The organism is Erythrobacter sp. S249, assembly GCF_057364975.1.
Genome location: NZ_CP200287.1, coordinates 212,438 through 225,161, shown reverse-complemented (window position 1 = coordinate 225,161; position 12,724 = coordinate 212,438). Strand labels below are relative to the sequence as shown.

11 protein-coding genes are annotated in these 12,724 nt (G+C 58.4%); 1 reads left to right on the top strand and 10 read right to left on the bottom strand.

The genetic code is table 11. The annotated features are described in order from the left end of the window. Positions 1 to 21 precede the first annotated feature (21 nt). The 8 genes from AC0V6V_RS01065 to AC0V6V_RS01030 form a co-directional block, all read right to left on the bottom strand. On the bottom strand, positions 22 to 597 hold the full coding sequence (locus AC0V6V_RS01065; RefSeq protein ID WP_486163639.1) for a F0F1 ATP synthase subunit B family protein: 576 nt from the start codon (positions 595 to 597) through the stop codon (positions 22 to 24). Then, positions 590 to 1,084: a F0F1 ATP synthase subunit B family protein gene (locus AC0V6V_RS01060; protein ID WP_486139281.1), complete on the bottom strand. Its 495-nt coding sequence runs from the start codon at positions 1,082 to 1,084 to the stop codon at positions 590 to 592. The genes AC0V6V_RS01065 and AC0V6V_RS01060 overlap by 8 nt, the downstream gene beginning before the upstream one ends. A gap of 101 nt (positions 1,085 to 1,185) precedes the next feature. After that, positions 1,186 to 1,413 carry a F0F1 ATP synthase subunit C gene (locus AC0V6V_RS01055; protein WP_027442220.1) on the bottom strand — a complete coding sequence of 76 codons (228 nt, stop codon included), beginning with the start codon at positions 1,411 to 1,413 and terminating at the stop codon, positions 1,186 to 1,188. A gap of 45 nt (positions 1,414 to 1,458) precedes the next feature. Next, positions 1,459 to 2,217 carry a F0F1 ATP synthase subunit A gene (locus AC0V6V_RS01050; protein ID WP_486139651.1) on the bottom strand — a complete coding sequence of 253 codons (759 nt, stop codon included), beginning with the start codon at positions 2,215 to 2,217 and terminating at the stop codon, positions 1,459 to 1,461. A gap of 94 nt (positions 2,218 to 2,311) precedes the next feature. Then, entirely contained in the window at positions 2,312 to 2,644 is a 333-nt protein-coding gene (locus AC0V6V_RS01045; protein ID WP_472645086.1) for an AtpZ/AtpI family protein, read from the bottom strand. A 215-nt stretch (positions 2,645 to 2,859) separates the two neighbouring features. Then, positions 2,860 to 3,249, bottom strand: a complete 390-nt coding sequence (locus tag AC0V6V_RS01040; protein WP_486163638.1) for a YdbL family probable chaperone protein — start codon at positions 3,247 to 3,249, stop codon at positions 2,860 to 2,862. A 36-nt stretch (positions 3,250 to 3,285) separates the two neighbouring features. Then, complete coding sequence (locus tag AC0V6V_RS01035; protein WP_486163637.1) at positions 3,286 to 3,456, bottom strand: YnbE family lipoprotein; 171 nt, start codon at positions 3,454 to 3,456, stop codon at positions 3,286 to 3,288. A gap of 95 nt (positions 3,457 to 3,551) precedes the next feature. Beyond that, complete coding sequence (locus AC0V6V_RS01030) at positions 3,552 to 6,767, bottom strand: intermembrane phospholipid transport protein YdbH family protein (RefSeq protein ID WP_486163636.1); 3,216 nt, start codon at positions 6,765 to 6,767, stop codon at positions 3,552 to 3,554. An 85-nt stretch (positions 6,768 to 6,852) separates the two neighbouring features. On the opposite strand from AC0V6V_RS01030, the gene radC reads away from it, so the two are divergent. Further along, entirely contained in the window at positions 6,853 to 7,587 is a 735-nt protein-coding gene (gene radC / locus AC0V6V_RS01025; RefSeq protein WP_486163635.1) for a RadC family protein, read from the top strand. Between the two features lie 22 nt (positions 7,588 to 7,609). Here the strand turns inward: radC and AC0V6V_RS01020 are convergent, their stop codons facing one another. Next, complete coding sequence (locus tag AC0V6V_RS01020) at positions 7,610 to 9,781, bottom strand: FAD-dependent oxidoreductase (protein ID WP_486166147.1); 2,172 nt, start codon at positions 9,779 to 9,781, stop codon at positions 7,610 to 7,612. A 110-nt stretch (positions 9,782 to 9,891) separates the two neighbouring features. Then, positions 9,892 to 12,672, bottom strand: coding sequence for a DUF3857 domain-containing protein (locus AC0V6V_RS01015; protein WP_486163633.1), 2,781 nt, complete (start codon positions 12,670 to 12,672; stop codon positions 9,892 to 9,894). Positions 12,673 to 12,724 lie beyond the last annotated feature (52 nt).

Here is a 12,724-nt window from a genome sequence, read left to right as displayed (position 1 = left end):
TAATCCACGATAGGCTAGCGCTTAGATCGCTGAGATTACCTCGTCGGCCAGTGCTCGGTCAGCGTCGGCGTCATGCTTGTCAGCTATGATCTTGCGCGACGCCGCAGCGGCCGCATCCACCGCACTGCTGCGAACTTCCTCCACCGCATCGCGTTCAGCCGCTGCAATCTTGTCTTCAGCCATACGCTGACGGCGAGCAACCATAGCTGCGCCATCTTCTTTGGCTTTGGCCAGTATAGCGTCCGCCTCGCGGGTGGCACCTTCCATCATCGCTTCGGCGTCTTTCTCAGCGCCAGCGATCTTAGCGGCATATTCGTCGCGCAGAGCCTCTGCTTCGGCGCGCAGGCTCTTGGCTTCGTCAAGCTGCTGCTTGATTTCAGCGATCTTCTTATCGAGCCCGCCGGTGATCAGGCTTGGAACTTTCTTCCAAACGAAGATCAGGATCAGCACCAGCATCGCCAGTGAAACCCACTGGTAATCCTGAAGGAACAGCGCTGATGGCTCATCTTTGAGATAGATGGCGCCATCTTCATCTCGCGCCAGCATACTTTCAGCAGCATTCCCCGAAGCGATCAGGATTGACATGAGATCAGCCATTGGCGAGCGCTTTCTTCACCGCAGAACGCGCGGTGCGTTTGTCGACTTTCGCTCCGGCAAGGCGGGAGACAATGTCTTGCGTTGCTTCAGCAGCGACGGTTTCAACCTCAGCCATAGCGCTGGTGCGGGCCTCAGAAATCGCTGCTTCGGCTGCTTCCAGCTTTGCATCGATCTTGGTCTGCGCCTTTGCCAGCGTCGCTTCGGTTTTGGCCGCAGCCTTGGTTTTGGCCTCAGCAATGGTTGCCTGGGCAGCGGCGCGATTTTCATTCTCGCGCTTGCGCCATGCTTCCTCCTGCTCGTCTGCCGCGTCACGAGCGGCCTGCGCCGCAGCCAGATCGTCAGCGATCTGATTGTCACGCAGTTCGACCGTTCCCATCACTTTGGGCACCATTCCGCGTCCGATGACGAAGAATGTCAGGCCGAAAAACACCAGCGACCAGAAAATCTGGCTGGAGTAGAACTCGGCTAATTGGGCTATCTGAGGCATGAGAGCGGTCCGAAACCTGTGAAGTGGATCTTAAACGTCGTCGATAGAAATTTGGGCGGCCCGGCCCGCTGGTTCAGCAGGCCGGGATACCGAAATTGCTATTAGGCAACGAAGATCAGGATCATCGCGACAACAAATGCCAGCAGGCCGAGAAGCTCAGCCGCGGCGAAGCCAATGAACAGGCGGCCTTGTTGGCCGTCTGCTGCGCCTGGGTTGCGAAGTGCGGATTCGAGGAACGAACCGAACACGTTACCAACGCCAATTGCGGCCATGCCGGCACCGATTGCTGCAAGGCCTGCGCCTACGAGCTTAGCTGCTTCTGCTTCCATGTGAAAAACTCCTTGGGATCAAATATATAAATTAGAGAGATAAACTCAGTGAAGGTGTTCTGCGTCGTTAATATAAAGCGACGTCAGAAGAGCGAACACGTAGGCCTGAATTCCGGCTACGAGAATTTCTAGAGCACTGATTGCGACCATCAGAGCAAAGCTTGGCAGGCTGACCATCAGGCCGATACCAACGCCAGCGTTCACGCCGTCAATCACAAAGCTGGAGAGCACTTTCAACAGAACGTGCCCGGCCATCATCGCCACGAACAGCCGCAATGCGAGGCTGAAGGGGCGGATGAGGAATGAGAAGAATTCAATCAGCGCAATCGGCAGGATCATCGGTGCTGGCGTCCCGTGGGGCACGAACAGCGTGAAGAACTTGATGCCGTGCTTCCAAAAACCAACGACCAGAACGATCGAAAAGCTGATGATGGCAAGCACACCGGTGACGGTGAAGTGGCTGGTGAAGGTGAACGGGTGCAGACCCAACAAACCAATAGGCAGTAGGCCGAGCAAGTTGGCAAACAGGATGAACATAAACAGGCTGAAGACGTAAGGCACGTATTTGCGCCCTGCCTTGCCGATGTTCGCCTCCAGCATGTCGTCGATAAAGCCCGTAAAGCTCTCAACCGCCATCTGCCAGCGCCCCGGCACCAGCTGACGCTTCATGCCGCCAAATACAAATACCCAGATCAGGACCGTTGTAATGGCCATCCAGAATGCGGAATTGGTGAATGCGATGTTGACCCCGGCAATCTCCCAGCCCGACGAACCAAACATTGGCTCGAGCTGGAATTGCTTCATCGGATCGACTTTGCCTGCCTCGGCTGCCACGATCTCTTAGTCCTTAAACCTTGTAAGAAACGCGCCCCAACTGATGATCTCAAATCGGAGCATCTTAGCCCTCATCGATATCATCGGGACGAGTGTTCGCCGCTCGAATAATGTTCCTGAAGGCAACGATGATCCCGAAGGCCATCATTATCAACAGACCCGCGGGCGAAGTGTCGGCGAAATAATCAATCGTCCAGCCAATCACTGCGCCGCCAAGAATCCCACCAAGGAGGTCTGCGAGTACCCGGTTACCGCTGCGATAATTCGCATCAGTGCCTGATACCCGAGGCCGGTTGCGTTCCTCTTCGCGCTCGTTGGCAGCTTTCAGCCGCTCCTCGAGTGCATCGATACGCGCATCCTCGGCGATGGGTTCCTGTGCGGACTTCTTATCGCTCATGTCAGCTTCCTAAAGGTTGGACGCCAAAACACGCGCCACAAGGTGTCCGCCAAGGGCGCGCACCCCTTAGAAGGGGGGCATATCCAAGTCAACCGCCAGTCACAATCAAACGGCCTGTTAGGGAGGCAAATATAGCGATAGCCATTGCGCAAAGCGCAAGCCGCCTTGGGAGGATGACAGCTCGCGCTTTGGCTATTGGCAGATTTTAGCCCGAATTATGGGCAGCGCGGATCGCGCATTGGCGCCGCATTGGTGCGGGTTTGCCACGTACCATCGGGTGCCTGATACTTCTCACCCGGGCTTGTGCGCAGGATCGCCTGACAACCGGCGGTAAAGGCATATTCATCCAGCGTCGCATTGGCCGCCTGTGCGCGCTGGGCGTAAACAGCGCGGCGTTTGATGTTGATATCGTTGACCAATCGGCGAAGCTCAGCGGTCTCAGCCCCAGCCACGCCAAGATAGCCATCGCGCTTCTCACCAATGCTGCCATTGGCGCGCGCGGCGGCATAGTCCGGATCACGCTGAGCCTGGGCGGCGCCGTGAAAGCCAGTGATGGCCACAGTCGCAGCAGCGGCGGCGAGCAAAGTTTTGCGCATATTTGTCATTCTCTTATTCCTCCTGCTTTGCGGCAAATACGAAGATCAAAAGATATCCGCATTTTCCTCAAGCGTGTTGGCCGCATCTTCGGCCAAAGCAAAAACCACTTCCTGCCGGATATTGATGTTGAGCTCGATCACAATTGGCTTGTCAGGTGCAGCAACATTGATGCACCCTGCCAATGGACCACAAAGCGCAATTGCGCCCGCTCCCATCAATCCGGCCCGACCCGCGCATCGCCATGAATATAGTCTATCCATCATGGATAGGCCTGTGGCAGCACCGCATAGATCGGTCAATTTCCACATGATCATGGCGTATTCTCGCTTTCTTCAGGCTGAATGGACAGTTCACTTAACGGAATGTCTTCCGGATTGACGTCGGGCGTGTTTTGACACGCGACTTTGAAAAACCGGCTCGCGCGCCATTTTGGATCGGATGTCAGACATGGATCACGCAGATAGTTGGAATCGTAAGTGGAGCGCAGCAGCCGGCTGAGCTCCCAGAATTGTGAGCGCACGTTGATATTGAACCGGATTGGCAGGCGCGCGATCTGCTTTGTGATGAAATTGCGCGAAGTGCCCTCGCCCTGACTGATCCCGTCGAAACGCACGCTGGTGATGATCTCACCGGTCAGGCTGCCGTCCATGGTAATCGCCATTTGGTTGTAATTGAGGCTGCGCAAGGCATCGAAGGCGTAATTGGAAATTGTGCCCAGATCTTCATAGGCAAGCTCTCCGACATAAGAGAGATTGCCGCCCGGCGGCCGGGAGATGAGCAGGCCGCTTTCGATCCGGCCATTGCCCTCTGCATCGAAAATGATCGGGATCGTGCCGTCGAATGTCCCCTGAGCCGACAGATTGCCAAACTCCATCTCTGATATGAATGTGCCCGCATCCAGCCCGATGATCTCAAAGATATAGCGCCGCTCCTCAGGCACCGCGAAATTGAGATTAACCCCGCGCATCACCAGCTCTCCGCCCATAAACGGCCAGCGCGCGTCCTTAAGCTTGACCAACTGGCCCTCCTCAAGGGCAAAGGTGATCTTGCCATCTAGCACCTCGATACCGGTGTTGATCGAGCCTAGCTCGACCGTTTGATCCGGCGCGGTGGTGAGCGCCAGAAGGTCGGTGAATTCTATGGTCGCTCGGGCATTCTTTACTGGGCCAAAGGCGGCAGCGAAATCGAATTGCTCTGTGGTAAAAACCCCGCCGCTGGTAATTTCATCGGCGGTCCAATTGATCTGACCCTGCCCGCTTACATTGCCCTTTGCCAAGGCGACAACACCGTCGGTGTAGATCGTCAAATCGCTGGGTTGCAGGGTGTCATCGAAGACAAGCCGTTCGACATCCAATCGCGCATTGCCAGTGGATGTGCTGAGATTGTGCGTGACCTCAACCGCGACGACCTGGCGATCTGTTCCCGGATGGCGCAGCAATGCCTCCGCGCGAATATCGGTGCCGTTTAGGACCATTACGGCATCACGCGCGATCAGCGGTTCAAACCGGTCGGTCGCCTCGCGATCGGTGACGCGAAACTGCGCCTCATCAATGCTGAGAATGCCATTGTCATAGAGCCAATTACCGCTGACCTCGTCCAGATCGAGCGGGACCAGGCCAATCTTCGCCTCGCCTTCGCTGAATGCGCCTCCGATTGTGTCGGCAAAGCTCGCCTCAAGATTGCCAAGCGACACGCTTAGCCCCTCCTCGCGCGTTCCAATCACGGCTTCCACATTGGCCGCATTGGCCAAGCCGGGGTAGCCGAACTGGACGGCTCCGGTGTCGAGCAGCAGCGGGCTGCCCGCGATCTGCCCGCGCAGCGCGAGGCTAGGCAATTGCGCTGAGATCTGCAGCGTCTCGCCATAACGCACCATCGCACCGCCGGCGCCAGGACAAAGCCGGAGGCTTTGGCGATCCAGCGCAAGCTCATAAAGCGCGAGCCTATCAAACCGCACATTGGCGCAGCTTTGGCCTGCTATCAGCCCCGCGCCCGGCGACCATGTGCCTTCCAGTGGCACGCTGAGTCCTTGAACACTGCCACCGGGCAGTGCGCCCGATGCTCGCACATCGCCCGCAAACCTCAGAGCGCCGCTGGGCGCCTGTGTTACGAGCAGCTCTGGCACCGCGAGCTTGCTGTCCCCTGCTGCGTATTCTTCCATTCTCAGGCGCAGCGCGAGATTGCCGCCGCCGACCTGCTCCATCCGCCCGGAAATGCGCGGGATCCCTTCGCCGCTGGTCGCAATGTTTCCGCTAAGCCGTCCAAGACCATCCACCGGGCTCGTCCATGCAAGCCGCGACACCCCAAGCAGAGTTTCGCCCGATGCGCTTTTAAGGCGTGCCTCTGGCACAATCAGGCTCGTAACCTCTGGCGACACGCGCAATGTCGCATCGGCGATCACTTTACCATCGCGCGTGGCATTGCCGAAACCTCGCTGGAATCGGGCCAACAAAGGCTCAAGCAATGTGCCCTCGGCCGCGCTGCGGGAGGCCTGCAATTGCTCAGTCAGCGCGCCGCCAATGCTTGCGCCCTCGCCCTCCAATCGCCCTGCCCATTCCAGCGCATCAAACCCGTCCTGCGCCCTCAGCGTGCCATCCAGCGACAGCCCTGCGACTGCGCCATAGGGCGTCACCGCATTGTCCGCGCGCAAATCATGACGCACATTGAGCTGCGCATCTTTCCAGCTCAGCTGCACATCACCGCCCAGGGTTGAAGCCTCTGCGCCAGCGACAGCCAATTGCTCAGCCGTGAGGTCCAATTCACCGTCCGCACTGGCGAAGTCCGATGCGAGGATGAAGCGCGTGGCCACATCGGCACTCGCGAGCTGAGGGCCGCCATTTGCGCAATCGAGCGCGCGCAAACGCAGTGGCCCGTCAAATGCCAGCTCCCCGTCTGACGTCGTGACGTCACCATAAAGCGTTGCTGCCTCCAGCGAACACTCTGCAACCGCAAAACCCGGCGCGGTCGCTGCTAACACGCCTTCAAATCCGTCGCTCAGCAGCCCCTGCCCCGAGGCTTTAAGCCCGATTCTGCCGTAATCACTCTCTATCAACCCGCGCGCATCGACCAGTTTCACGTTGATTTCCGGCAGCCCAGGCTCAGCATCACTTTCACCAAAAATCGCCGGATCCAGCGCGCCAAAGCTCAGCTGACCATCGCGGTAAGAGCCGAACAATCGCGCACCGATCACCTCGACCGTGCCGATCGACGGCGCACCAAAGCTGTATTCAAGATCAACCACGACCTGCTCAATGGTGAGATCAGGCCGCTCTGGATCGCCGATCACCAGATCACGCAAAACCTGACGCTGCGGACCAATCGAGACGATCTCATAGTCTGCAGGCAGCTCCAGCTTCGCCAGCTCCCCATCGATGAAATTGCCCGCATATTGCTCGCGCGCCATCCACACCCAAACGCCCGCAATGCCGAGCAGCGACAGCACCAATATAAGCGCGCGCCAACGCCTGCGGCGCGGCCACAGGCTCCACTTGGGCGTCTCTTCAAGATGTTCCGTTTGGGCTGACGCCATGATGAGCTCACACTTGCGCGTATCGAGCGTTAAAGGCAATGCAAGCAATACACTAGCGCGCATATTCGTTTTATAAGGGGGCAGCTTGCCGCAAGCTGAAGACATGTTTGGCGAAGAGCCCGGCGCCGGGAATGGCAGCGATGCCGGTAAGCACGCGGGCGCTGGGCACAGAGCGCGGCTGCGCGAGCGGCTGCTAAAAGGCGGCGCAGAGGCGCTGGCCGATTACGAAGTGCTCGAATTCCTACTGTTCGCCGGAATGCGGCAGGGCGACACAAAGCCCGTCGCCAAGGCGCTGCTCAAACGATTCGGCTCGCTGTCGGCCGTTTTGAATGCGGACCCGGCGGCGCTTAAACAGATCAAAGGGATCGGCGACAGCAGCGCAGCGGCGCTTAAAAGCGTCGCGATTGCCGCGCGACGCATGGCGCGCAGCGAAGTCGCGGACAAACCAGTGCTCAGCTCTTGGCAAAACCTGATCGACTACCTCGCGATTGATATGGCGCATCTCACGGTGGAGCGCGTCCGGGTGCTGTATCTCGACGCAAAGAACCGCCTGATCGATGATCACCATGTCGGTGATGGCTCGATCGACGAAGCCTCAATCCATCCGCGCGAAGTTATTCGCAAGGCGATGGATGTCGGGGCGAGCGCGCTGATCCTCGTCCACAATCACCCCAGCGGCAATCCAGAGCCGAGCCGCGCCGATATTCAAGTGACACAGCAAATCGCCGAAGCGGGCCGCTTGCTCGGCGTGACCGTGCACGATCATGTGATTGTCGGCCGCGAGGGACATGTGAGCCTACGTGCAAAAGGCTTGATCTAGGCCTAGACCACCAAGCGAGACGTCAGGATTTCGTAATCAAGCGCACACCGGCGTGATTGGCAAAGAAGCTCCATCCCCAATTGAGGATCACCGTTGCCCGGTTCCGCGCGCCTGTGAGGAACCCGACATGCACCACGCCCCACAGCCACCATGCAAGCGCACCTGACAGCTTGAAAGCGCCAAAGTCCGCCACCGCCGACTTACGCCCAATTGTCGCTAGGCTGCCTTGATGCTTATACTCAAACGGCCCGGGGCTTTGCTTGCCCAGCAGCTCCGCCTCGACCAGCCTGCCTACATAGGCGCCCGCCTGTTTCGCCGCTGGAGCGAGGCCGGGAACGGGATCGCCATTCCACGCGCTGCTGCCCGCAGTGTCTCCGATTGCGAACACATCCGCTTGGCCTTTCACGCGAAGCCACTCATCGACCAACACTCGGCCAGAGCGGTCGCATTCTGCCTCCAGCCATTTGCCCGCCGGTGACGCGGTAACGCCCGCCGCCCACAGGACGGTCTCGGTCTCAATCTTGGTATCCTCGCCAATCATCACATGGCGCGCGGCGATCTCTGTCACGCGCCCGCCGGTACGGATTTCCACGCCCAGCTTTTCCAATGACGCCGCTGCTTTCTCGGCCAATTCTTCAGGAAAGGCCGGAAGCACACGCGGCCCCGATTGCACCAGTATCACCCGCGCGCTGCTGGGGTCGATGGTGCGAAATTCGCGCTCGACATTGATCTTGGCAAGCTCTGCAATCGCTCCGGCCAACTCGACCCCGGTTGGACCAGCCCCGACCACAACGAAGGTCAGCAGGCGTTTCACGCGCTGTGGATCATTGCTCGCCTCAGCCTGTTCAAACGCCTCTAGGATTGATCCGCGAACCGCGACGCCGTCTTCGACAGTCTTTAGGCCAGGTGCAAATGCGCCCCATTCATCCTTGCCGAAATAGCTGTGCGATGCCCCGGTCGCGAGCACCAACTTGTCATAGACGAGCTGCTGATTGCCCAGCTCTCCGCCGCCATAGGTCAGCATCTTGGCTTTCGCATCGATCGCCGAAACCTCGCCCTTCACCACCCGGACATTGCCATCAGGTTTGAATAGGCTGCGGATCGGCGTCGCAATATCCGCTGGGTTCAATGTCGCCGTAGCGATCTGATAGAGCAGCGGCTGAAACAGGTGGTAATTGCGCTTATCAATCAGGGTGATGCGCACCGGCAGGCGCTTTAAACGCGCAACCGCTGCCAGTCCGCCAAAGCCTGCGCCTACCACCACAATATGCGGCCAATGGTCCGGGATATCGGCATAATCCCGGTCGAACAAAATGTTCTTCTCCATCCATGCGTAAATCAGATTGTCGAGCGACAGACTGCCCGCCCCGCGCAATTCGTAAATCGCCAGGAATAGGATCGGGTAGAAAGTGATGTTCGGATGCACCCCGACGATCATGAACAAGCCGATCAGTATGACGAGCACATAAGACACCACGCTCGCAGCAAAGCCTGTGGCGAGAAGCACCGCAAAGGCAATCGCTAGCCAGTCTGGAAAGCCGGTGAAGATCGTAATCGGCAGCCATGTTGCGAGCGCCACGGAGGGCTCAAACACACCGGCGAACGCCAGCAGAGTGAGCGCCAGCCACAGGCGGATCACCATCATAGCCACAGGTGCCCCGCGCTCTCTCATGAATTCGCCGAAGCGAACCACCGGACGCGCCAGTGGCAATGCGCTGTCCTTAAGGCCGGATGACAACGGCCGGTCGAGTGAGAAGGCCGCAGGGCCGTGGAATACATACCACAGCAGCATTGCCGAAATCAGCAGATTGCTGGTGGTGGGAACGTAAACGGCTTGCGAAATGATCGTCAGCGCCGCCATCGCGAGCGCCGCTGGTCTGGTGAAAAAGCCGAGCAACAGCAAGACCGGACCGATCAGCTCAATCGACAGGCCAACCGCTGCGGCAGTGTCTGGCGCCATCCAACCAACCGGATATTCATTCGCTGCCAGAAAGACCGCTTTGTCCCAGTCCGCCGCCTTAACGAGGCCAGATCGAAAGAAAGCCTGCGCAAGGAAAAACCGCACGATCAGATCGGTAAACGGCCAGAAAACCTCCGCCCCGCCCGAATACAGTTTTGCCCAGCTGCGCAAGGTCACCCGCACAAACGGCGACAGGCGCTCCTCCTGCAAGGTCATCTCTGCCGCGCCTGCCATATGACCAGCCCTCCTTGCATCTAAGTTCGTAGATCCACGACCCTAGTTACAAGTGTTCAGACATGCAAAGCCATGCAGATTAAGTGGTGGATCAGCGCCGCTGAGCGCTTCTAAAGGTCAAACCCCCAGCGCCGATATGCCGTTGCCAAATATGGCTCCCGCGCGAGTGCGTCGTCCACGTCGGCTTGGCCGCCCTTGTCGCCCTGCTCTAGCCGGATCAGGCCGCGCAGCAGAACCGAGGCCGTTTGATCGGGCTCCAAATCGAGCGCTGCATCAATGTCCGCCATGGCTTTATCGAACATGCCATTGCGCAGATAGATCATGGCGCGGCTGTCGAGAATATTGGCTGATTCGCCGCTGTTCTCGACCGCTTTGGTGCACACGGAGACTCCATCGGAAACCGCGACGTTCCATGTTCCGCTGAACCAGCAAACCTCATTGAGCAGGCCGGAATCGTTGGGATCATCGGCCAGCATTTCATTGATCGTTGCCAGCCCTTCGCTGGCGCGGCCTTCTAGTGCGTCGAGTTCTGCCAGAGCGACCGTCAGACTTTGGCGAACTTCTTCGTCGCCGTCCTCATATTCGATGATCTCGCGCGCGCCGGAATAGTCCCCCATATCCGCCATTGCATTGGCAAGATCTATCGCCCGCCACGGAGTGGGATCGAGCGCATAGGCCTCTTCCAAATCCGCTTTGTTGGCCTCCAGATCGAGCAATTGCGAATGAACTGAGCTGCGCTGGCCGTAATATTCAGCCGTCGCCTCAAGCTCGATCACTTTGTTCATGTCCTCCAGCGAACCAGCCCAATCATAGGTCGTATATCGGAAGCCAGCGCGGCGCAGATATGGGTCTTTTTCATCGGGATCTTTGTCGATCAATTCCGCATAGGCAGCCTCTAGCGGTTGCAGAACGCTGCGATCCGCCCCTCTTGCAAAACGCCAGCGGCGCGGCACATCGTCAGAGGTGGTCAGCTTCGTCTCTTGACGCGCGAGACTGGCGGCCTTCCGGCGTTCCTCGCGGAACGCCTCGGGCAGAATTTCGCCGCCCTTGGTGGTCACAATTTCGGAAACCTGGAACACCCGGTCATCGAGGCTTGTTTGGCGCGTATAGCGCCGTCCAGCGACCTCAACGTCAATCGGATCGCTGCCCACCAGTTCGTAACCGTCGAAATCGTCAGGCAGCGTCATTGTCATGCTGTACGCTGCGCTGCTGCTTGCACCAACGGAGACCGGCAAATCACGCCATTCCTTGCGTGAACGATTGGGAGCGAATGTGATCTGCTTGGCGGCAATTGGCGCGTCGATTTCCCCTTTTGCACCGTTGAAATCAAACAGATTTTCGGAGATCCCAGTCATTACCAGCGTCGCTTCACTGTCATCATCGCCTGAAATGATATCCACGTCCAGCAACGCCATTTCGCCGCCAAATCTGCTGCCCATTTGTTTACGGCGTTCGTCGTCGAGCTTTTCAGCCTCGGCATTCATTTGCGCAGCGGCAGCGCCCCAAAACTTCATCTCGAATGTGACGAGCGAGGGCAAATCCAGACCGGCCGAGGTGTCGACGGCGATGTCCATTCGCAGTTCCGGCACTCGCGGCAGAACCTGCTCAATCGGTTCAATCTGTGCGCCAGCGCTGCGAATGGGCAGGCTGTATTCGAACGGCGGGACATTGCCGACCGTGTGCATATTCGCGCCCAGCGACGTGCCATCAAGGTAATACAGATTGCCGCCAATCTCTGCGCGCACCAGAACATGGTCAAACGCGCCCGGGATTGGCAAGGAAATCGGCACGGTGTTGCCCGCGCGGCTCGATACGAGCACTGGCTCCGCCTCAATTCCCAGATGATCCAGGATCGCCAGCAAGATCACAGTCTTCGCTTTGCAATCGCCGTATTTGTTTTCCCAAGTCGTCGCGACGTCCTGAGGCAGGTAATTTCCGCCATCCAGCCCGTTCAGCAGATAGCGGATGTCCTCTTGCACCAATTCCAAGGCAGCGACGGCTTGCTCTAAATCGCCGGTATGCTCGGCGCGAATGGCCTCCACCTTGGCGAGCAAATCATCGAGGCCCTCCATCGCGCCATCGGTATCATAATAAGGCGCCATGGTGCTCGAAACCTCGGCCCAATCGGCAAAGGTGCCCAGTTGCAGAATCGTGCCCCGGCGATAGCGCAGCGGCGCATCATTCGGAAACTCATCGGCTTCCTCCAGAGGCAGCGTCACCTCCAGCCAATTGTGACCGTCTGATTGTTCAACCTGCGGCAGATCGAAGTTCGGGCCAGCTTTGTAACGCACGTCCAGATCATCGGGCCATGACGCGCGGATGCGCGCAAAATCGGCGACCGTATTGGGTTCGCGCCACAAGAACCGCTGGGTCTGGACCTCTTCGCCCAATGCCTGATCGGAATTGGTCACGGAATAACGCATGCGCAGCTCGTCACCGACTTCGAGTCCGGGAACTGACAATGTCGCGGTTAGAGAGCCGTCCAAGATGCGCCGCTCCAGCATACGCTCGCGGCGCAGCACCTCCATCACCTCGCCTTGCTCGACCAGGTCGATCACATCGTCCCCGCGCACAATCGAGATTTCGTGGACGATCAAATCGCCTTTGTCCGGCAGCCACTGCGCCGTCAGAGTACCGACATTGGACAGGTCAGATAGGCTGGCGACGCGGTAAACCACATCGGTGTATTCCCAGTTCAGCCCATTCTCGATGCGAATCTGAGTGTCGTTGACGATCTGCCGATTGGTGGGATCTCGCTCAACCTCGGCCAAGACGACCGGTTCAATCCATGCGGGCGCAGGCTCATAAAGCGGCTCTTCCCCCGCGATAACCGCCGACGAACAGCACAATGCGATCAGCGAAACTGCCGTTCGCGAAACTTGGAATGTCATTAAGTAGCCCCGTTTTCCCTGTATTCCCGCCAAAGTATAACGCGAAATACTG

Coding starts and splice junctions, on each gene's coding strand:
- AC0V6V_RS01050 (WP_486139651.1), bottom strand. CDS start 2,217: ATGAAGCAATTCCAGCTCGAGCCAATGTTTGGTTCGTCGGGCTGGGAG.
- AC0V6V_RS01065 (WP_486163639.1), bottom strand. CDS start 597: ATGGCTGATCTCATGTCAATCCTGATCGCTTCGGGGAATGCTGCTGAA.
- AC0V6V_RS01030 (WP_486163636.1), bottom strand. CDS start 6,767: ATGGCGTCAGCCCAAACGGAACATCTTGAAGAGACGCCCAAGTGGAGC.
- AC0V6V_RS01045 (WP_472645086.1), bottom strand. CDS start 2,644: ATGAGCGATAAGAAGTCCGCACAGGAACCCATCGCCGAGGATGCGCGT.
- AC0V6V_RS01055 (WP_027442220.1), bottom strand. CDS start 1,413: ATGGAAGCAGAAGCAGCTAAGCTCGTAGGCGCAGGCCTTGCAGCAATC.
- AC0V6V_RS01035 (WP_486163637.1), bottom strand. CDS start 3,456: ATGGGAGCGGGCGCAATTGCGCTTTGTGGTCCATTGGCAGGGTGCATC.
- AC0V6V_RS01015 (WP_486163633.1), bottom strand. CDS start 12,672: ATGACATTCCAAGTTTCGCGAACGGCAGTTTCGCTGATCGCATTGTGC.
- AC0V6V_RS01020 (WP_486166147.1), bottom strand. CDS start 9,781: ATGGCAGGCGCGGCAGAGATGACCTTGCAGGAGGAGCGCCTGTCGCCG.
- AC0V6V_RS01040 (WP_486163638.1), bottom strand. CDS start 3,249: ATGACAAATATGCGCAAAACTTTGCTCGCCGCCGCTGCTGCGACTGTG.
- AC0V6V_RS01060 (WP_486139281.1), bottom strand. CDS start 1,084: ATGCCTCAGATAGCCCAATTAGCCGAGTTCTACTCCAGCCAGATTTTC.